Annotated in this window: 10 protein-coding genes; 9 read left to right on the top strand and 1 reads right to left on the bottom strand. The window is 53.6% G+C overall.

Annotated features, from left to right (window positions below):
* Positions 1-34: 34 nt before the first annotated feature.
* Positions 35-2,752 (bottom strand): bifunctional [glutamate--ammonia ligase]-adenylyl-L-tyrosine phosphorylase/[glutamate--ammonia-ligase] adenylyltransferase, encoded by a 2,718-nt coding sequence (glnE, locus tag HV832_RS05095; RefSeq protein ID WP_176802456.1) that lies wholly within the window; start codon positions 2,750-2,752, stop codon positions 35-37.
* Positions 2,753-3,013: 261 nt separating this feature from the next.
* Between glnE and HV832_RS05090 the strand changes: the two genes are divergently transcribed.
* The 9 genes from HV832_RS05090 (at position 3,014) to HV832_RS05050 (ending at position 21,686) form a co-directional block, all read left to right on the top strand.
* Complete coding sequence (locus HV832_RS05090) at positions 3,014-7,207, top strand: YhdP family protein (protein WP_176802455.1); 4,194 nt, start codon at positions 3,014-3,016, stop codon at positions 7,205-7,207.
* On the top strand, positions 7,204-8,001 hold the full coding sequence (locus tag HV832_RS05085; protein ID WP_176802454.1) for a carbon-nitrogen hydrolase family protein: 798 nt from the start codon (positions 7,204-7,206) through the stop codon (positions 7,999-8,001). Before HV832_RS05090 ends, HV832_RS05085 begins: the two co-directional genes overlap by 4 nt.
* A 102-nt stretch (positions 8,002-8,103) precedes the next feature.
* A complete protein-coding gene (tldD, locus tag HV832_RS05080; RefSeq protein ID WP_176802453.1) occupies positions 8,104-9,564 on the top strand; it encodes a metalloprotease TldD in 1,461 nt (486 codons plus the stop codon).
* A 33-nt stretch (positions 9,565-9,597) separates the two neighbouring features.
* Complete coding sequence (bcsQ, locus tag HV832_RS05075) at positions 9,598-10,365, top strand: cellulose biosynthesis protein BcsQ (RefSeq protein WP_176802452.1); 768 nt, start codon at positions 9,598-9,600, stop codon at positions 10,363-10,365.
* A 511-nt stretch (positions 10,366-10,876) separates the two neighbouring features.
* Positions 10,877-11,368 carry a cellulose biosynthesis protein BcsD gene (bcsD, locus tag HV832_RS05070; RefSeq protein ID WP_176802451.1) on the top strand — a complete coding sequence of 164 codons (492 nt, stop codon included), beginning with the start codon at positions 10,877-10,879 and terminating at the stop codon, positions 11,366-11,368.
* Entirely contained in the window at positions 11,340-11,948 is a 609-nt protein-coding gene (gene bcsP, locus HV832_RS05065; RefSeq protein ID WP_176802450.1) for a cellulose biosynthesis protein BcsP, read from the top strand. The genes bcsD and bcsP overlap by 29 nt, the downstream gene beginning before the upstream one ends.
* Positions 11,945-12,712 carry a cellulose biosynthesis protein BcsQ gene (gene bcsQ / locus HV832_RS05060; RefSeq protein ID WP_176802449.1) on the top strand — a complete coding sequence of 256 codons (768 nt, stop codon included), beginning with the start codon at positions 11,945-11,947 and terminating at the stop codon, positions 12,710-12,712. The genes bcsP and bcsQ (HV832_RS05060) overlap by 4 nt, the downstream gene beginning before the upstream one ends.
* Positions 12,712-17,238, top strand: coding sequence for a UDP-forming cellulose synthase catalytic subunit (bcsA, locus tag HV832_RS17575; protein ID WP_176802448.1), 4,527 nt, complete (start codon positions 12,712-12,714; stop codon positions 17,236-17,238). The genes bcsQ (HV832_RS05060) and bcsA overlap by 1 nt, the downstream gene beginning before the upstream one ends.
* Before the next feature lie 143 nt (positions 17,239-17,381).
* Complete coding sequence (locus HV832_RS05050) at positions 17,382-21,686, top strand: cellulose biosynthesis protein BcsC (protein WP_176802447.1); 4,305 nt, start codon at positions 17,382-17,384, stop codon at positions 21,684-21,686.

Raw genomic sequence — 21,686 nt, 5'->3', positions numbered from 1 at the left:
GACCGGTCTTGATTGTCGTTGTTGGGCCAGCATGTCATCCAGATGGAAACAGACTGGCCCATAATTGCCGGGTTGCTCCGACCTCGTGTGTCACCCGGGTGGCAACTACCCGCGCACGGTCTGCTCCCTGTAGCCGGATGCCGTGCTGTAACTTGCGAAACCAGCGGTAAGCACGGGCAGTTTTTTCTGCCAGTTCCGGATCAATCAATTGTAGTTCGCCACATCGTTTCAGCAGAGCTATATTGCCAATATTGGCTGTCAGTTGCGGGTATTGATACGCATATTTGAGCACCAGATATTGCACGATGAATTCAATATCAATCATGCCGCCGGCATCATGTTTCAGATCGAATAAATCACTGCGGTTCAGATGAGCATCGTGCATTTTCTTCCGCATGCTGATGACTTCCTGCGTCAGCGTCGCCGGATCGCGCTGCTGGCACAATACATCGGTGCGGATTGCTTCAAATGCGGCGCCGATTGTGCTGTCTCCTGCGCAGAAACGTGCCCGGGTCAGCGCCTGATGCTCCCATAACCAGGCGGATTTTTCCTGATAGCGGGAAAAAGACTGAACCGACGACACCAGCAAACCGCTTGCACCGTCAGGCCGCAGTGCGATGTCGATATCAAACAGGATGCCCGCCGGCGTGTGACTGGTCATCCAGGTAATGAAGCGTTGCGCCAGTTTTGCGTAATTGGCCGGCGCTTCCTGATCGTCGTCGTCGTAGAGGAAAATAACATCCAGATCGGAGGCATAACCCAGCTCTTTGCCACCCAGTTTTCCATAGGCGATGACCGCAAAACGGGGCACGTCGCGGTGACGGCTGGCGATGGTTTGCCAGACAGCCTGGATGGTGGCGGCAACGATCAGATCCGCCAGCTGAGACAGACCGTCGGCCAGGTGTTCCACGGTCAGCTCGCCTTCCAGATCCTGCGCCAGTAAGCGGAATTGCATGGCATGGTGCATTTCGCGCAGGGTCTCCATTTGTCTTTCGGTATCGCCCTGATGATGTTGCAACTGGCGTTGCAGCTCCTGCTCGAAGTGGCGCCAGTCGGGGTGCTGATGCAGGACGGATTCATCCAGCAGTTCATCGAGCAGGATAGGGTGACGGGTCAGAAACTTGGCGGCCCAGTCGCTGGCTTCCATCATCCGGATCACCCGGGCCAGGGTATGCGGGTATTCCGTCAGCAGTGACAGGTAGGCGGAACGGCGTGCGATGGTTTCCATAAAGTCGAGCAGGCGATTCCAGCAGGTCAGCTGATTTTCCTGCAGTTTTCCGACCAGTCCGGATGCCTGATTCAGCAAGGCGACCAGCTTGTTGCGGTTACTTTCTGACAAGGCCTGTATGCGCGGTGACTGCCAGCTTGCCAGCAGGCGTCGGGCTGCATCTTGCGCTTCCTGGAAGCCGGCGCCGGCGAATTGCCCTGCCAGCGCATCGGCATTTTCTGCGGCATCCAGATGATTGCTGAGCAGGCCGGAAGTCTGATCGGCGGCAGAGCCGGATTTTTCTTTGAAAATGGCATCAAACTGTTCGGCCACAAACTGGCGGTGGCAGCCCAGTTCATCCAGCAGTTGCTGCACATTCTGATAGCGCATCATGACTGCAATGCGCTGCTGATCTTCCGCCGCAACCGGAAAAGTGTGGGTCTGGGCATCATCCAGATATTGCAGGCGGTGTTCCAGGTTGCGCAGAAAGGTATAGGAATTCAGCAGTCCCTGTACTATCTGTTTGTCCAGAATGCCTTTAGTGGCGAGGGTTTCCAGCGTGTGACGGGTTGAGCGGTCGCGCAGCTGCAGGTCGCGTCCGCCGCGGATCAACTGGAATACCTGCGCCAGAAACTCGATTTCACGGATGCCGCCACGCCCCAGTTTGACATTGTTGCTGCGTTCCGGATGGCGGGTTTCCTGGCGTACAACTTCGGCCCGGATTTGTGCATGCATGGAGCGCAATGCGTCGATCGCGCCGTAATCGAGATAACGCCGGTAGACGAAAGGCCGGATAATTTTTTCCAATGCTGTAATATCATCCGCCTTGCCGGTCATGGCGCGTGCCTTGATCCAGGCATAGCGCTCCCATTCACGCCCCTGAATCAGGAAATATTCTTCCACCATCGCAAAGCTGGCGACCAGCGGGCCGGACGCGCCGTTCGGACGCAAGGCCATGTCGACCCGGAAACTGAAGCCGTCTTCGGTGATTTCAGAAATAGCTGCAATCAGTTTCCTGCCAAGACGGCTAAAATATTCATGATTGGATAAACTGCGCTGGGAGTCATCGGTGGCGCGGGTTTCACCATCTTCGGCATAGCAGAAAATCAGGTCGATATCGGAAGAGACATTGAGTTCATAACCTCCCAGCTTGCCCATGCCCAGCACGACCAGTTCCTGTGCTGTACCGCTGTCCTGCCCGATCGGGATGCCGTACAGTGCCTGACACTCGGCATCGAGCGCCGCCAGATGCTGTTGCACGACAAAGTCGGCGAATTCGCTGATAGTCGTCACCACTTCATGGAAATTTACCGCTCCGGACAGATCGCGCCGTATCAGGGTGCAGATCACCAGATTGCGCAGCCGGCGCATGGCTTTGTTCAGACTGGCGCCACCGGAAATTTCTTTTTGTAAAATCTGAGCAAAAATCGCCGGGCTCAAGGATAATTCAGAGGCTGTGTGCAGTACCGATGGGCGTTCGTCCGAGGCTTGCAGCCAGCGTTGTAAAAAACGGGAAGTCAGAAAAATATCGGTGGTTGATGTCATGTCAGAGCAGGCCGGCAGTTGCAGAATAAGATGAAAACTGATTCTAAGGCATCTGCGCGTTGCCGGCAGGATTTTACCTTGGGTTTTCTGACGGAACGGTAAGATGAGTGAAATATACTCTAGGGGAGTATGTTTTTTGGTCCTTCATTGGTGCTGACAAGCGGCTGAAATTTTAAAAAATACAGGGGAGTATGTTGAAAGCAGTGGTTTACCCAGCAATGGCAGATGCCGGATTGTTGCTGTCTGATGTGCCGCGATAGCATGACAGAAGACGCATCTTCCCCGCATAGCGCAGAACAGGCCGCCCGCCCGCCGGTATGGCAGCGGGCAGGCACGCACCTGTGGTTTGCCTGCGGTGGCTGCCTGCGCTGGTTCTTGCGTCTGGCGCTGGTGTTGTATTTTTTATTTGTCGCGCTGATTCTGGTATCACGCTATGTTCTGCTCCCCCAGGTCGCAAATTACAAGCCGCAGGTAGAACAGCTGGTCAGCCGCAGCATTGGACGCGTCGTCACCATTCAGGCATTGCAGGCTTCCTGGCAGGGAATGAATCCGCAACTGGTGCTGGAAAACGTGGTGCTGCACGATCAGAACGGTCAGGCCGCGCTGGCCCTGCCGGAAATCCGGACGACCTTGTCCTGGTGGTCGCTGATGGTCGCCAACCTGCGATTCAATCGCATAGAGTTAAATCGACCTGTCCTGAACATGCAAAGGGATGCCGGCGGGCAGATTTACATCGGCGGTTTCCTGATCGATCCCCGGCAAAGCGGCGATGGCAAAGGACTGGACTGGGTGCTGGAGCAGCATCAGATCGTGATCCACGATGGCTTGTTGCGCTGGAACGACCAATACCGTCAGGCTCCTGAACTGCAACTGAGGCAAGTAAATCTGCTGTTGCAGAATCAGTGGCGGCATCATCGCTTTGCATTGCGTGCCACGCCGGCGGCGGGACTGTCTGCACCGCTGGACATCCGGGGGGATATGCTGCATCCGGCGTTTACCCGCAAAATTTCCGATTTTAATATCTGGGCCGGGGATCTGTATGTCGATCTGCATCAGACGGATCTGAATCAGCTGAGCGCGTATGTGGATTACCCGGTTCTGATCCAGCGCGGTTTTGGCTCGGTCCGTTCCTGGCTGCGCTGGGAACGCGGGCGGGTGGCTGATCTCACGGCAGATCTGAAACTCAGCAACGTGCAGGGAAAGCTGGGGCGCGATCTGCCCGAACTGGACATGAGCGAAATCAGTGGGCGGGTGATTGCCAGCGAAAAAATCGATCTTGGCAAAAAATACCTGCCGTCGATTTTCGGCAAGGCAGGCCACACCATTGCGCTGGAAAATTTTTCCATGAAAGGCCGTGACGGCATGACTATGCCCGCCACCACCATCAGGGAAAGTTTTACCCCCGGCAGCAATGGGCAGCCGGAACGGGTTGAGCTGTATGCTAAATTCCTTGATCTGGAGATGCTCGCCAATTTTGCAGAACACCTGCCGCTTCCTGCAGACCAGCGCCAGATGCTGGCGGACTTTGCACCGAAAGGCCAGTTAAAGGAGTTTTCCGCCAACTGGCAGGGAAGTTACCCGGAAATCGCTGCCTATAAAGTCAAGGGGGAATTTATCCAGCTCTCCATGGCGCCGCAGGCAGCACAGCTGGCCCGCCCTAAGACGGCGCGCAACCCGGCCAAGGCGGCGGTGCCCGCCATTCCCGGATTTGAAAATCTGTCCGGCACGATTGATGCCAATGATCAGGACGGGCATTTCGCACTGGATTCACGCGATCTGTCGCTGCGGCTGTCGAGCTATTTTGTTGACCCCCTGATGCCGTTTAACCGGCTGCAGATGCAGGCCAGCTGGAAATTTGACAAGGACGACAAACTGCTGTTCCAGATCGCAAAAATGGACATGGTACAAGACAGTATGCATGCCAGTCTGAGCGGCCGGCATGTGCTGCCGATGCGGCAGTCAGCGCAGCCGCAGCCAGGAGAGGTTGATCTGAATGTGCATATTCAGGGCTTCGATCTGAAACAACTGGATCGCTATATTCCGACGGTGGCCGAAGAGGATTTGCGGCACTGGCTGACCCGGGGCATTCTGGATGGCCGCGCCGATGATGTCAGTGTCAGGATTAAAGGCGATCTGGCCTATTTTCCGTTTTCTGCCAGCGATGCGCATGCCCGCGGCAAAGGTGAATTTCTGGTGAAGGGCAACCTCAGCGGTGGCAAACTCGATTTCACTGCCGGCGCGTTATCCGACAACGGAAAAACGGCGCTCTGGCCAGTGATTGACGATATCAATGGCAGTTTTATTTTCGATCGCGCCCGCATGGAAATTCATGGCGATACCGCGAAATCACAGGGCGTTGAATTGCGCAAGGTGAAGGCAGTAATTCCCGATCTGCTGACCAGCGGCTCGGTGCTGAATATTGAAGGCAATGTCGGCGGCAGCCTGCAGAACATGCTCGGATATGTGGCAGCCAGTCCGGTCAGCGGCTGGCTGGGGCATTTTCTGGATGAAACAAAAGCTGGTTCTGCCGCCGCGCTGAATCTGAAACTGCAATTACCTTTGCAGCATTTGATCGATGCCAAAGTCCAGGGGGCGTTGCAACTGATGAACAATGAAGTCGCGCTGCAGCCTGGCATTCCTGTGGTCAGCGCTGCCAGTGGCAGGCTGGAGTTTAATGAGCGCGGTGTGAATCTGGGAACGCTGAAGGGCTATGCGCTGGGCGGCCCGGTCGCGATCAGCGGCGGATCGCAAAAAGATAGCAGTATCCGCATCCGGCTTGATGGCAGCGCCACGGGTGAAGGCTTGTCGCAGTTCCTGCCTGCAACTTACCGCGAGCAGCTCAGTGGTCGGGTCAGCGGCACGACAAGGTATACCGCCAGTATCAATGTGAAAAAACAATTACCGGAAATCGTGATTGAATCCGGTTTGCAGGGACTGGCGCTGAATTTTCCTGCACCGTTAAAAAAGAACAGTGCCGAATTGCTGCCCTTGCGCATCGATATCCAGCCACAGGTTTCTGCAGACAGCACCATCTGGCAGGACGAGCTACGGGTGAATCTGGGGAACTTGCTGCATGCCCGTTACTGGCGGAAAAAGGCTGCCGACAAAGCTGCCACTTGGCAGGTGGTGCGTGGCGGGATCGGCGTGAATGCCGCGGCACCCGAACCGGCTGCCGGTCTGGTCGTGAATATTGACACGCCGGTTCTGCAGGCCGATGAATGGCGGGCGCTGACTGGTCTGTCGGCGGGCAGCAATTCCGCTGGTGACAACCGCAGTACCGGCGCTGTCAGTCTGGATATCCGTCCATACCTCGATGCCAGCGTGATGGCGGTGCGTACCGGGCAACTTCACATTCTGGGTAAACAGCTCGATCAGGTGGTACTCGGCGTCTCACATCTGAATGATACCTGGCAGGCCAACATTGATGCCCGGCAGGTTTCCGGCCACTTCAGCTGGACTGATAATCCGGCGCGGCCTGGTCCCGGCAATATTTCAGCCCGGCTCAGCAAACTGATCATTCCGCATTCTGCAGCATCGGAAGTCAGTGACCTGCTGGAAGGAAAAAACGCCGGAACGCAAATTCCCGGATTGGATATCGTAGCCGAACAGTTTGAATTGCTGGATAGGAAGCTGGGACGACTGGAGCTGCAGGCCGGCAATCAGACAAATGCCGGCGCCAGTGAATGGCTGTTGAACAAAGTCTGGCTGAAGAATCCCGATGCGGAATTACGCGCCAGCGGCAAATGGAGCAGCCGCAATGACGATGGCAATACCCAGCTTGATTATGTGCTCGATATTGCCAATAGTGGCCAGTTGCTGGAACGGTTGGGTTTCCCGCATGTACTGAGCGGTGGCCGCGGTCGTCTGGAAGGAGATATCCGCTGGGCCGGATTGCCATTCGAGATGGATATTCCCAGCATGAACGGCAAGGTGAAGCTGGATCTCTCGGCAGGGCAATTTTTGAAAGTCGACCCGGGTGCTGCCAAACTACTCGGCGTGCTCAGTATGCAGTCGTTGCCACGTCGTCTGACGCTCGACTTCAGGGACATTTTTTCAGAAGGGTTTGCTTTTGATGCCATCACTGGCACAGCCCGGATTCAGCAGGGAATTGCAAAAACGGATAATCTGAAGATGCGGGGTGTGAATGCCACCGTCGTGATGAGCGGGCAAGCCGATATTGTGCGCGAATCGCAGCAACTGCACGTAGTCGTGATTCCTGTCATTAATGCCGGTGCGGCTTCGGTAGTGTATGGGCTGGCAGTTAATCCGGTGATTGGACTCGGAACCTTTCTGGCACAGCTGTTTTTGCGCGAACCGCTGGCGAAAGCATTTACTTTCGAATATCTGATTAGCGGTCCGTGGAAGGATCCGGTGGTCAAAAAGCTGGAGCGGTTTGATAGTGGTGAGCTTGCCGCCACGCATGGGCAGCCGGCTATAAATAAGGGGGACGAATGAAAATTGCAGCGATCCAGATGATTTCCGGTGCCGATCTGGAGCACAACATCGCCACTGCCCGCTGCTTGTTGATTGAGGCAGCAGAAGACGGTGCGCAATTATTGCTGTTGCCGGAATACTGGCCATTAATGGGATTGCGTGACACCGATAAGCTCGATATTGCCGAACCTGCCGGAACGGGGCCCATGCAATCATTTCTGGCGGAGATGGCGCGAACTCTGAAGGTCTGGCTGATCGGTGGCACGATTCCCATGCAATCGCCGGAGCCGGGGAAAGTATTGAACACCACGCTGGTCTGGAATCCGGAAGGCACAGTCTGTGCCCGTTACGACAAAATGCATTTATTCGGTTTTACCAAAGGCGAAGAATCATACGAAGAGTCGCGCACCATTACCCCCGGCCATCAGGTCGCCGCATTTGATCTGGAGCTGGGACAAGTTGGATTATCCATTTGTTACGACCTGCGTTTTCCCGAGTTGTACCGCGCCATGCGGCCGTGTGCGCTGATCGTCGTTCCGGCTGCGTTTACCTATACCACCGGGCAGGCCCACTGGGAGATTCTGCTACGTGCCAGAGCCATCGAAAACCAGTGTTATGTACTGGCTTCCGGTCAGGGTGGGGTGCATCAGAACGGGCGCCGTACATGGGGGCATAGTATGCTGATCGATCCGTGGGGCAAGGTACTTGCGGTGTTGCCGGAAGGCGAAGGGTTTGTCAGCGGTGAGCTTGATACGGAAGTGATCCGGAATATCCGGCAGAGCCTGCCGGCGCTTAAACATCGTCAAATATGGTAAGGAACCATGTCCTGGATTGCAGGGTATTCCGTATCGACGGCCAGCGTTTTCCAAGTTGCTTTACAATACAAGTCTTGAATCATTTTGTGTGAACTATTGACTATGTTTTCCGTTGACCCCGCCCTGAATCATCTTGCCATCGCCAGAGAAATTTTATTGACGCCGTTTGGTCTGGATGAGAACCGGTTGTTGAAAGTATTTGGCTCCATGCTGACCCATCGTGTCGACTATGCAGACTTGTATTTTCAGTTTACCCGCAGCGAAGGCTGGAGTCTGGAAGAAGGCATCGTCAAGACCGGCAGTTTTTCTATTGATCAGGGCGTGGGGGTACGTGCTGTATCGAAGGACAAAACTGCATTTGCCTATTCAGACGAAATCTCTGAAAAAGCGTTGAACGATGCCGCCATGGCTACCAGAACGATTGCTGCACAGGGGGCAGGCAGAATCAAGGTGGCATCCTCCATACGCGATGTTCAGGGACATCAGCTCTATTTGCCGGATGATCCCTTGAACTCACTCGACGCCAATCAGAAAGTCCGCTTGCTGGAACGCATAGAAAAAATCGCCAGGGCCAAAGATCCCCGTATCGTGCAGGTGATGGCTGGACTGGCCGGAGAATATGATGTGGTGCTGGTCGCGCGCAGCGACGGTGTGATTGCGGCTGATATCCGCCCTCTGGTCCGGATCTCGCTGACGGTCATTGCTGAACAGAATGGCCGACGCGAAATGGGTTCCAGCGGTGGCGGCGGCCGTTACGATTATGCGTACTTCACCGATGTATTGCTGGAGCAGTATGCGGAAGAAGCCGTGAAGTCGGCGCTGGTCAATCTGGAAGCTCGTCCTGCGCCGGCAGGCCCGATGACTGTGGTGCTGGGGCCGGGCTGGCCGGGTGTTTTACTGCATGAAGCGGTCGGGCACGGACTGGAAGGCGACTTTAACCGCAAAGGTTCGAGCACGTTTTCCGGTCGTATCGGTGAACGTGTAGCCGCCAGAGGCGTGACGGTGGTGGATGATGGCACGATGAAGCAGCGCCGTGGCTCACTCAATATGGATGATGAGGGTAATCCGACCCAGTGCAATACCCTGATTGAAGACGGCATCCTGAAAGGCTATATGCAGGATACGATGAATGCCCGCCTGATGAAGATGGCGGTTACTGGCAATGCCCGGCGCGAATCGTTCGCGCATTTGCCGTTGCCGCGCATGACCAATACTTACATGCTGGCCGGTGACAAAGATCCGGAAGAAATTCTCGCTTCGGTCAAGAACGGTTTGTATGCGGTGAATTTTGGCGGTGGGCAGGTTGATATCACGAATGGAAAATTCGTTTTTTCTGCCAGTGAAGCATACATGATTGAAAACGGAAAAGTGACGTATCCGGTCAAGGGCGCGACACTGATCGGCAATGGTCCGGAGGTACTCAATCATGTGTCCATGATCGGTAACGATTTACGACTTGATGCCGGTATCGGTGTCTGCGGCAAGGAAGGACAGAGCCTGCCCGTGGGTGTCGGACAGCCAAGCTTACGAATTGACAGCCTGACTGTGGGCGGCACTGCCTGACCTGATGAAAACATTTATTCCGGAAAATTGTCCATGTTTGTAATCGCGGTCGTTTCCGCCAAAGGCGGCGTAGGTAAAACTACCTTATCTGCCAATCTCGGCGTGGGAATTGCCCAGCGTGGCTATCCCGTGCTGATTGTGGATCTCGACCCGCAAAATGCGATGCAATGGCATTTAGGTGGGCTGGATCAGAATGATTGTAAAGGAATCAGCGCACTGACCGGTTCGCGGACAAGGCTGGCGGGTGTCATGCATTCCAGCCCTTATCAGGTGAATTTTGTACCTTTTGGTCATGGCGGCGAAGCGCAGCGTTTACGGTTTGAAAATGCACTGGAAAGACAGGACGACTGGCTATATAACAAATTACTGAGTACAAATTTACCGGAAAATACGGTGGTGCTGCTGGATACTCCGCCGGGGCCATCAGTCTATCTAAGACAGGCGATCCGTGCTGCTGATTACCTGCTGGTCGTGTTGCTGGCTGATGCGGCATCGTATTCCACTTTGCCGGAAATGGAAGAGCTGATTGCTGCCTACGGCAGTCGCCCGTCCGGACAGGTCGGATCGGCTTATATCATTAACCAGACCGCAGAGCGCCAGCTGGCCCAGGATGTGCTGACATTGATTGCTGATCGCCTTGGGGCGCGGATGGTGCCTTATGTGGTTCAGGAAAATCAGGAAGTCGAAGAAGCGTTGGCCCATGAACGGCCGTTACTTTCTTACCGCCCGGAAAATCCAGCTGCGCAGACGATCCGCTCCATTGCCGACTGGATCGCATATCGTCTTCCGCCGTCGCGCTGAAATAGCTCAAGGTCTGGCAGCCGCTATACCCTTGCCCGGGTTGCCTGTTTAAATGGATTCAGCCCGTTCATGACGCAGAAATTTTGTAGCAGAATTGTATCTGCCTCATTTTTCGGGTGCTCGATCTGTCGCTGAATGCCTTGGCAGATAAGTCAGACCCAGTCATTGATAGTCTGTTTCTTGCTTTCCTCTCCGTTCATGCCGGATACGGGGATTTTCCATGATAAAACCCGCATTTCAGGTGTATATCAAAAAGAGGTGAGATTATTGAAATTTCCTCGTAGAAATATTAATGCTTATTTCCCGGATCAGGTTCACTGTTCCGATTCTGTCTACTGCGGCGCGATCGTTTGCGATCCCTGATTTTGCGTATAGATTGTTGACATTTGTCTATGACTGAGTGCTGGACTGTAAATAAGTCCAAGTGGTAAAGTTGTAACGAATTAAGCCGTTTATGTAACAAATACCCGCTGATAAAATATCAGTACAGTTACTTAGGGAAGTCTTCAGCATGTTCAAAAATAATGTCCAATATTACGAAGCGCAGCAATGTCCGCCGCAATGGAAGGCATTTTTGGCTGCTTTTTCAGCAGAATTTGCATCGAAAGGTGAGGTTCGGGATTTGCGGGCGCTGATGCATCAGCTGGGACGAATCATGGCAAAGCAATGGCAGGCATTGGATGGCAGCAGTCTGCAAGCGTTGGAAGACGGCATCAACGCTATCCTGTTTCAGATGAACTGGGGATGGATAGAAATGATGGAAGAACGCGAAAGCCTGATTGTGGCTCATCATGCTTCCCCGTTGAAAGCCGCTTTTGGCGCAGAGGCGCTGCCCTGGTCCCCGGCATTGCTGGAAGGAATCTATGCCCAGATTTTTGAGCAGCTCGGCATGGATCAGTCGCTGCGCCTGTGTCAGCGCGGCGAGCCGGCGGAAGACGGACAGCTGTTTGTGTATGAGCTCAAAAAACAGCAGGATGAATCCCATTATTTTGCGCGTCGCTGAAACGGTTGAAAAAATTATGGATGATGATGTAAAAAATCTTTTTCAGAAATTCGGCCATACCGGGTCCGGCTACCAGGAAATTAACCGTGAAACTGAAAGTGAGCAGGCCAGGCAGCGCTGGCCTTTGTTGCGTGACGTTCGCGTGTACACAATGCCTGATCATTTTTCTCATGCAGACACCAGCCAGACTGCGTTCCATGCGGCACACCCTGCGGTTAGCATGGAGAGCGACACATCTGTTCCCGCTGCGAACACCCGGGAATTACCTGTATTTTTGAAACGACAGGATACTGAAACTGAAGCCCCTTATGCGGACAAACCGCAAGCTGTGGCAGCTGCTGCTGAAACGCCACGCCGCAGTGAAACTGCTCCAAGCCCGTCTTTTATAGCTCAGGCATTGGGCAAGACAACAGAAACTATCAGCGCAAGTCGCCCCGAAAACATTGCGCCATCAGATGCAGCATATTCGAAAGAACACTCCGTTACCGAGGTATTTCAACGTCTTGCCAACAAGCCGGAACCAGCACGGGATGACCGCTCCACGGTGAATTCATTTTTCAAAAAAATATTTAAACCATGAGGATTGTTGCTGTTATTTCTCCGAAAGGCGGGGTAGGAAAAACGACAGTGACGGCAAACCTGGCGGCATCACTGGTGCGCTTTGGCGGCAAGGTGACGGTGCTGGATCTGGATCCGCAGAATGCCTTACGTTTGCATTTCGGGATGCCTTATGAAGATCCCGCCGGGATGTCGGACAATGATCTTTCCGGCGCCGGATGGCACGGGGCGCTTTGCCAAAGTCAGTATGGGGTAGATTTTTTGCCATACGGAAATATCGATGAAGGACAGCGCGCTATTCTGGAGGAGCGCATTAAGAATAGCCCGTTCTGGCTTAGTACTCATCTGCAAGAGCTGGCGCTGCCGGAAGAGCAGATTGTGCTGATCGATACGCCACCGGGGCCAAGTATTTATTTACAGCAGGTACTGAGCGTGGCACATGTCGGTTTAGTGGTGCTGCGCCCTGATGCGGCTTCTTATTCAACTGTGCCAGCGATTGAATCATTGGTAGAGTTCTACACGAAAAAACGTACCGATTTCCTGGGATGTTGCTATGTCCTGAATCAAATGGATGCCTCTAAGCAACTATGCCGGGATGTGTATGGCATGTTGCGTGCGACGTTTAAAGAACGTTTTGTCGCATCTGCCATACACCGCGATGAAGCGGTCAGCGAAGCGCTAGCTTGCCAGGCTCCGGTGTCTTATTATGCTCAACACAGCTCGGCAACGCATGACATACAGCAACTTGCAACGTGGCTGCAGAAAAATTTCGGATTGATTGATTAATGCGTTCCATACTTAACTCCAGATATTTATATGGCCGGCTCAACGAGATAAGCCGACTGCTGGTGAAATGGTCTGGATGGAATTTGCCATTGTCACGCATCATTGCGCTGGTCGTTGCCGCCTTCTTTTACTGGTTTGCCATCAGCATCCCGCTGGATTTACCGTTGCAGGCTTTTTTTTCCACGGCCGTATTTTTAACTGCCTTGTATTTGCGGCGATATACCGGAACGCTGATTTCACTGATCATGGTGATGTTTTCCGTCAGTGCCACCAGCCGCTATATTTACTGGCGCATTAATTACACCATCGATACCGAGAATCTGCTGGACCTGTTTTTCGCACTGGTGCTGATTGGCGCGGAGATTTACGCATGGCTGGTATTGTTGCTGGGATATCTGCAGACAGCCTGGCCGCTGAAACGCAAACCGGTGATTCTCCCCACCGATACGTCTACCTGGCCGGTGGTGGATTTGTTTATACCAAGCTACAACGAAGATCTGAGCGTCGTCGCGCCGACCGTGATGGCAGCCTTGGGTATTGATTGGCCCAAAGATAAGCTCAATGTGATTATTCTGGACGATGGACGTCGACCTGAATTTGCCGAGTTTGCTGCAAAAGTGGGTGTCCAGTGTTTCACCCGGCCGGATAATAATCATGCCAAGGCCGGTAATATTAACGCTGCGCTCAAGAGAACATCGGGGGAATTCGTCGCCATTTTTGATTGCGATCACATGCCGACCAGATCGTTCCTGCAGTACACCATGGGCTGGTTTCTGGTCGACCCTAAACTCGCCATGGTTCAGACGCCTCACCATTTTTTATCTCCTGATCCATTTGAGCGAAACCTGCATACTTTCCGTAATGTTCCCAATGAAGGTGAACTGTTTTATGGTCTGATTCAGGATGGCAATGATTTGTGGAATGCAACCTTTTTTTGCGGATCCTGTGCCATTTTGCGCAGACATTGCCTCGAGGAAATTGGTGGAATCGCCGTTGAAACCGTGACTGAAGATGCGCATACCGCACTCAAAATGCAGCGCCGCGGCTATAACACGGCTTATCTGGCGTTGCCGCAGGCTGCCGGTCTGGCAACGGAAAGTCTGTCCGCCCATGTGGGGCAGCGTATTCGCTGGGCACGGGGAATGGCGCAGATTTTCAGGGTGGATAATCCTTTGCTCGGAAAAGGGCTCACCTTTGGTCAGCGGCTGTGTTATAGCAATGCGATGCTGCATTTCTTTTATGGCTTGCCGCGTATGGTTTTTTTGCTGGCGCCAATTTCCTATCTGTTCTTTGAAGTACATATCATCAAGGCGTCGGCCCTGACGATTGCGGCTTACTCTTTGCCACATCTGCTGCATGCCAATCTGACTAACTCGCGTATCCAGGGCGCTCACCGACACTCTTTCTGGGCTGAGGTGTATGAGGCAACGCTGGCCTGGTATATTTTCCGTCCAACGCTGGTGGCGCTGATTAATCCCAAGCTCGGTAAATTCAACGTGACGGCCAAGGGTGGTCTGGTTGAGCAGGAACACTTTGACTGGGTGATTTCAAAACCTTATCTGGTTATGCTGGGGTTGAATATACTGGGCTTTCTGATCGGTATCGGCCGGGCACTCTGGTGGAACACCTATGAAATGGACACCGTGATTCTGAATTTGCTGTGGACGGTGTACAACCTCGTTATTCTGGGAGCCACGCTGGCCGTGGCAACGGAGTCCAGGCAGGTCCGCCGTTCACACCGGGTTCGTGCAACTCTGAGTGCCATTTTGCGTTTGCCGAATGGTCATTCGATTGTCTGTGAAACGGAAGATTTTTCCATGGGCGGCATGTCATTGAGGGTGCCGGAAGGTGTCACCGCAGCAAAGGGTGACGATGTGATGATCTCTTTGTATGGAACAAATGGCGAATGTCCGTTTCCGGCAAAGGTGGTGTTTTCCAAAGAGCGCCTGCTGAGTATGCAGTTCGGTGAGCTGAATATGGAACAGCAGATGAGTTTAATCAATTGCACGATTGGTCGCGCTGATGTCTGGCTGAATTGGTCGGATGATCGCAGTATCGATCATCCGTTGAATGGGTTGAAGGAAATTGCACACCACAGCATGCGTGGATTTGCACGATTTGGGTCAGGAATAATGCAGTACTTGAAGAATAGCGCCGGGCATATGAATACAACTAACAAAACTGATACCGTGAAAAAAATAATCGCCAAATTACCTTGGAAGCGTGCCGCGAAATCAACGCTGGGACTGGCAATGATCGCCGCATTGAGTCTGGCCGGGCATGGGAGTGTGCAGGCGAAATCGAAGCGGAATAAAGCCGATGCAGCGACGGAGGAAGTGATCAGTCCGGTACAGTCAGACTCAGCTGCGAACAGCAGTCCTTCCGGACAAAAAACCTATAACGTCAGTCTGAAGCAGATGGGGCAGATCGGCAGCGTTGAGCTGCGCGGTGTCGAGGGGGAGCGGTCTTTTCCTTTTACCGTTCGCAGCGATGAAATCATTACTGCTGCCAAACTTCATTATGGTATTGCTTACTCGCCATCGCTGATTCCTGAGCTGTCTCATATCAAGGTACTGGTGAACAACGAGCTGGCAAGCGTTGTGCCTTTGCCCAAAGAAAATACGAAAGGTATTGTCAGGGACGATGCGATTGATCCGCGTTTTTTTGCTGATTTCAACCAGCTCAGTTTCCGGTTTATCGGCCATTACACCCGTGATTGTGAAGACCCTTACCATTCCAGTCTGTGGTCCCGTATCAGCGATACAACCTATCTTGAACTGACCGTTAACCAGATTGATCTGGCTAATGATCTGTCATTACTGCCCGCTCCTTTCTTTGATCGCCGTGATTCCAGACTGCTGGAGCTGCCATTTGTCCTGCCGCAATCTCCGTCGCTGGATGTGTTGCGCAATGCCGGTGTCGTCGCTTCCTGGTTTGGTCATCTGGCGTCTTATCGCGGCGCCCGCTTCCCTGTGGCGGATCAGTTACCCAAAACGCATGCGATTGTTTTTGCCACCAGCAAGGAAGCGCCTGCCGGCATTTCGCTGCCAGTCATTAATGGCCCTACCCTGACGGTGATTAACAATCCTCAAAATCCAAAAACTAAATTATTGCTGGTACTGGGTCGTGATCAGGCAGAATTGAAAATCGCCGTTAGCGCGCTGACGCTCGGACAAACCGTGTTTGCCGGACCAAGTGCCCTGATTCGCGATTTCAAGGAACCTGCTGCCCGCAAATCGTATGACGCACCGAACTGGATACCGACATCTCGCCCTGTGAAACTGGGTGAGCTGGTCAGTATGGATAGCCTGCAGGTCAAGGGTCTGACTCCCGATCTGATCCGCATCAATATGCGTATGGCACCGGATTTATTTACCTGGCAGCACGACAGTATTCCGCTGGATTTACGTTACCGTTACACTCCGCGCCCGACTCTCGACAAGTCCACGCTGAACATCTCCGTCAATGACGGTTTTGTGCGTGCACTGTCTTTATCGGGGATGGATGCTGAGAAAAATAAAATCAAGGAATCCGTTCTGCAGTTTTTCAAGGACAAACATCGTTTTGCCCAGGAAGAAATCCAGATTCCGGCCTTCAGGATCGGTGCCGAGAACCAGTTGCAACTCCACTTCTTTTACGATTATCCGAAGCAGGGCGCCTGCAAGGATGTCTATCTGGATAATGTGCGTTCCGCGATTGATCCTGACTCCACGATCGATTTTTCGCAGATTCCGCATTACGCGACCTATCCGAATCTGGCATATACCGCAAACGCCGGTTTTCCCTTCACCAAATACGCCGATCTTTCTGAAACCGCGATTGTGATGCCGGATCGTGCCAATAATCAGGAAATCAGTACTTATCTGAACCTGATGGGACGCATGGGTGAGTCAACTGGTTATCCGGCGGTGAATCTGAATGTGATTCACGGTGGTGATACCGGAAAATTCAGCGATAAGGATCTGATCGTGATCGCCAGTTCCGGTAATCAGCCGCTGTTGCAGACATGGGAAAAATACATGCCTTTTGTCATGAACGAAAAAGGCAACCGTCTCCAGTTGCCAACTGGTTTCCTGCGCTTTCTTGCACGATGGGAAGGCAAAGATCTCGATAATCTGGAACGTCGTTCCGGCGAAATGCTGGCGGCAACCGGTAAGGCATTTGGTGTGATGATGCAATTTGAATCTCCTTTATCGTCCAGTCGCAATGTGGTGGTGCTGACTGCCGGCACACCGTCTGCCTTGCTGGATATTACCGATGGCCTGACCAAGCCGGATACCCGCAGTAAATATCAGGGTGATCTGGTGCTGGTGAAGGGGGACAAGGTATTGAATGCACTGATTGGTGACACTTATTATTCCGGCAGTCTGCCATTGTGGACTGCGATTAAATGGAATCTGTCGAGTCGTCCGGTGATTCTGGTTATATTTCTGATGCTGGCTTCGCTGATCGCTGCAACTTTGTTATTCCGCTTCCTGAAACGGAAAGCAGCCCAGCGTTTGCAAATCGGCGAAGGGCACGAATAAAAACCGGTGGCCGTGAGAAGGCTGTTCAGAGTGCACGGGTTCCGTGCCCCAGTCGCTGCACGTCAATATGACCTTGTTTTTGCAGCGTACGGACTATTCATGTAAAACACATATCGTTACAGCGTTCAACAGGGGATATAGCAATGGAGTTAAAGAAAAAAGCGGTTGTGCTGGCGCTTTTTGCGATGTTTGCGGAGAGCGGCGCCGCTTTTGCCAATTCCCCCCTGGAGCAGAAGTTGATCGATCAGGCGCATTTCTGGGAGCAGCGCGGCCGCAGTGATAATGCAGCCGATGCCTGGAGCAAAGTCCTGAAAGTGGCGCCAACGAATATTGATGCACTGATTGCGTTGGGAATCTACGAAGCGCGCAGCGGAAATGCCGAAATGGCGAAAATCCATCTGGCGAAGTTGCGCGAGATGCGTGCCAGCGGAGCGCAGACGAGACCCGTCGAGGAAGCAATACGGCGTGGCCCCGGCGGCGCTGCCTCACCGCTGGATGATGCTAGGCGGCTGGCGCAGCAGGGAGATCCGGAGGCTGCCGCGCAGACCTATCGGCTGGCGGTCGATCCTGCCAATCTCAGAGGCGATGCCGCGTTTGAATATTATCAGGTCCTGGTCGGCACCAAGACCGGTTACGCAGAAGGTAAGCGCGGCCTGGAAAAACTCACTAAAGAGAGTCCGGACAATCCACGTTATGCACTGGCTTATGCGCTGGCGCTGACCTATCGCGAAGCAAGCCGGACGGATGGAATTACTACGTTGGAGCGCCTGAGTTCGCGACAGGAAATCGCGAAACAAGCCAATGAAGGCTGGCGTCAGGCCCTGAGCTGGATGGGCGCGCAGCCCGCTAATATCCGGTATTTTCAGCGTTATCTGGAAAAACATCCGGATGACAAAACCATCCAGGATAAATTAACCAGCCTGAACCGTCCTGTGAATCCGGATGTGAAGGAAGAAAGAAAGACAGTTACCAGGCCAAGACCAGAAAATCCTTTGATCAAGGGGCAGACGGCAGGTTTTAAAGCTCTGGACGACAATGATGTTCCAACGGCAGAAAAGGAATTCCAGGCGCTGATCAAATCCCATCCTAAAGACCCGGTCGGCTACGGTGGCATGGGACTGGTCAAAATGCGACAAGAGGAATTTGTCGAAGCCCACAAGCTATTGCAAAAGGCGATGGATCTCTCTCCCGCAAAAGGCAAAGCCAGCTGGAAACAGGCTTTTGAGGGCGCGCATTACTGGGCCCTGATCGAAGAAGCCAGAACGGCATTTGAAGACGCAGACAGCCCGAAAGGCATTGGTTTGCTGCATCAGGCCATCGCGTTGAACGACAAGGAACCGTCCGGTATTTTGCAGCTTGCAGAAGCGCTGCAGGCCGATAATGACATGGCGGGCGCAGAGGGAAACTATAAAAAAGTCTTTAATGCAGATAAAACCAATTTGCGTGCTATTGACGGCCTGATCGGTATCTACGTGCTGCAAAAGCGCTTGCCGGACATGGAGGCGCTGGAGCCGTATATGCTGCCGCGCCATCTGGCGATTCTGGCGAATATGAAAGCAGAAGCGCTGGCTGCCAAAGCGAAAACCCAGGAAGCTGCGGGCGATATCGCCGACGCACAGCGCAGCCTGGAAGATGCGATTTTCATCAAGCCGGAAGACGCCTGGCTCAGAATGTCGCTGGCTAAGTTGTATCTGAAGCAGAATATGGCAGGGCAGGCGCAGGCTTTGCTGGATGCGCTGACGAATGTGGAAAAACCGGATTCGGAAGCTTTGTACGTCAGTGCCTTGCTAAGCCAGATGCAGCAACTCTGGTGGGAGGGGCTGGCAACACTGGAACGAGTACCGGCCAACGCGCGCAAACAGGAAATGTATGCGCTGCAAAAGCAGTTATGGATACGGGTGCAGCTGGACCGGATAGATATTCTGAACCGGCGGGGGCAGAGCGATCAGGTCAGGTCGATTCTGGACAGCATTGAAGCAGCGGCTGGCAGCGATCCTGAATTTGTCGGCACCGTCGCCGCGCTGTATATCAAACTGGGTGATACCGAGCGCGGTTTCAACATGATCCGGCAGGCTGTGCAGAATACCAAGCAGCCGTCTGCCAGTCTGTTGCTGCAATACGCCAGCACCCTGATGCAGATGAATCAGGAAGCCGAACTGGAAGCCGTCATGCGCCGGGTTGCCGCCATGCCGAAGCTGGAAGAAGACGAAATTAAATCCTTCAAGCAGTTGCAGAAAGCGCTGGCGATGCGCTATTGCGAGCGCTTCCGTGAGGCGGGTGACTATGCCCGTGCCTATACCTACATTCAGCCGATGCTGATCGAAACACCGGAAGATAACCTGCTGTTGCTGGCACTGGCTCGTATTTACGCATCGGCGGGCGATACCGACGCCGCCCGCGAACTGTATAACAAAGTACTGGAAACAGACCCGGATAATCCGGAAGTCTTGCAGGGACTGACTTTCGCGGCGATGCAGATCAAGGATTTTGCCGGTGCCCAGACTTACCTTGACAAACTGATGCGTCTTCAGCCGGATAATCCGCGTTTCATCGCATTGGCAGGAAATGTGGCACGGGCTCAGGGACATAACAGCACTGCACTGGGATATTTCAAAAAAGCACTGGCACTGGAACAGGCACAACGGCCGCTGGCCGGCGCAGGCGCTAACGGCCTGCGTCTGGTAACGCCCGCTCCGGTCAATGCAGCCAATGATTTCAGTGTGAATCCGTTTGCTGCCCGCAAGACAGATACTGTCAGCCGTAGTATTCCTGCCCCGGCGCTCAAAGAAGTGCCACAGCTGGGGCCGCAGCACGTACTGCCGGCATTACCCGGCAGTATCAGCAAACCGGCAGTCAACCCGGTGTCTTCCGCCGCGCCTGCTAATACTGCCGTGACTACGATAATTGCGCCATCATCGGCGGCACCGGTCGTCCCATCGTTACCATCGGCTATCACCAATAGCAGCAGTACTCCTATCCCGGCACAGACTCCGGCCAGCCACCCTGTGCTGACGACTTCCGGTGGAGGTGCTGCTTATAGTACCGGCACGGTGGCGCAGGTACTGAGTGCGTCAGCAGCAGCTCCTGTTGCACAGAGGGGCGTGACGCTGGCGGCAGATACCCGCAGTCTGACAACAACGACAGCCAGCGGTAAAAAGGCAGCAGGCAATGCCGCCGCAAATCCGGTCGTCAGTGCGGAAGAGGCGGCATTGATGAAAGAAATTGATGATCTGAACGCGTTGAACCGCTCCGAAGTCACCATTGGCGCCACTGCCAGAGCGCGCAGCGGGCAAAGCGGTTTATCGCAGTTGAAAGATATCGAAACCCCGATTGAAGCGCATATCACTACTCTCGGAATGGGCCAGTTCGGGCTAAAAATCATTCCGGTGATGATCGATGCCGGCACCCTGCAGTTGAATGATACCAATGTGGCAGGACAATTCGGACGCAATACCATTCTTAACGAACGCGCCAAATACGCAAAAACCACGCTTCCACAAGTTGCCCGTGGACGCGGCCTGTCTGATCTGGCTGCGCTGGATCAGATTGCCAAAGGTGTGGCGTTGAACCTGAGCTACGAACTGGCAGGCTTCAAACTCGACGCTGGTTCCAGTCCTATGAGTTTCCCGATTCAGAACGTGGTCGGAGGGCTGCGCTGGAGTACCCAGACAGACGGCATCAGTTTCAGTGCTGAACTGGCGCGCCGTTCGGTGACCGACAGCTATCTGTCGTATGCCGGTGCCAAAGATACGCTGTATGGACTCAGCTGGGGCGGCGTCACCAAAAACGGATTGCGCCTGGACGCCTCTTATGATGGCGACGAGGGTGGCATCTATGGTGGATTCGGTGTGTACGGACTGACTGGTAAAAACGTCGTCCGCAATACCTCGGTTGATGCCGGTGCCGGTGTTTACTGGCGTGCTTATCGCACCAAAGACATGCTGGTCACGACCGGACTGGGACTTAATTCCATGTTCTTCAAAAAGAACCTGCGTTATTTCACCTACGGTCATGGCGGCTATTTCAGCCCGCAATCTTATACCGCAGTGAACCTGCCGCTGGAAGTGGCCGGACGTTACGGTAAGTTGTCTTATCAGGTTGGCGCATCGGTCGGTGTGCAGCATTTCCGCGAAGATGCAACGCCGTATTACCCTTTCCTCAGCAGCGATCAGGCAGAACTGGAGTTGTTTGCCGCTGCGAATCCGTCTATCAATATTTCGACCAGTTACCCGGGGCAAACCCACACCGGCTTGCAATACAAGATTGGCGGTGTGCTGGAATATCTGCTGACGCCGAATTTCTCCATCGGTGGCAAATTTTCTGCGGATAATTCAGGCGACTTTACCGATGCTTCCGGCATGGTTTACCTGCGCTATACGTTCGAGCCGAGAAGAGGGCAGGTATCATTCCCGCCCGTTACGCCCAAACCATATTATTCGGGAAATTAA

This window comes from Cognatundibacterium oligocarboniphilum (assembly GCF_013377855.1).
GTDB classification, from domain to species: Bacteria; Pseudomonadota; Gammaproteobacteria; order Burkholderiales; family Burkholderiaceae_D; genus Undibacterium; species Undibacterium oligocarboniphilum.
Note: the sequence above shows the minus strand (reverse complement) of the source record. Positions and strands in the feature narration are given on the sequence as shown.

Excerpts from the sequence above, each read along its gene's own strand:
- glnE (WP_176802456.1), bottom strand. The coding sequence starts at position 2,752 with ATGACATCAACCACCGATATTTTTCTGACTTCCCGTTTTTTACAACGC.
- HV832_RS05090 (WP_176802455.1), top strand. The coding sequence starts at position 3,014 with ATGACAGAAGACGCATCTTCCCCGCATAGCGCAGAACAGGCCGCCCGC.
- HV832_RS05085 (WP_176802454.1), top strand. The coding sequence starts at position 7,204 with ATGAAAATTGCAGCGATCCAGATGATTTCCGGTGCCGATCTGGAGCAC.
- tldD (WP_176802453.1), top strand. The coding sequence starts at position 8,104 with ATGTTTTCCGTTGACCCCGCCCTGAATCATCTTGCCATCGCCAGAGAA.
- bcsQ (WP_176802452.1), top strand. The coding sequence starts at position 9,598 with ATGTTTGTAATCGCGGTCGTTTCCGCCAAAGGCGGCGTAGGTAAAACT.
- bcsD (WP_176802451.1), top strand. The coding sequence starts at position 10,877 with ATGTTCAAAAATAATGTCCAATATTACGAAGCGCAGCAATGTCCGCCG.
- bcsP (WP_176802450.1), top strand. The coding sequence starts at position 11,340 with ATGAATCCCATTATTTTGCGCGTCGCTGAAACGGTTGAAAAAATTATG.
- bcsQ (WP_176802449.1), top strand. The coding sequence starts at position 11,945 with ATGAGGATTGTTGCTGTTATTTCTCCGAAAGGCGGGGTAGGAAAAACG.
- bcsA (WP_176802448.1), top strand. The coding sequence starts at position 12,712 with ATGCGTTCCATACTTAACTCCAGATATTTATATGGCCGGCTCAACGAG.
- HV832_RS05050 (WP_176802447.1), top strand. The coding sequence starts at position 17,382 with ATGGAGTTAAAGAAAAAAGCGGTTGTGCTGGCGCTTTTTGCGATGTTT.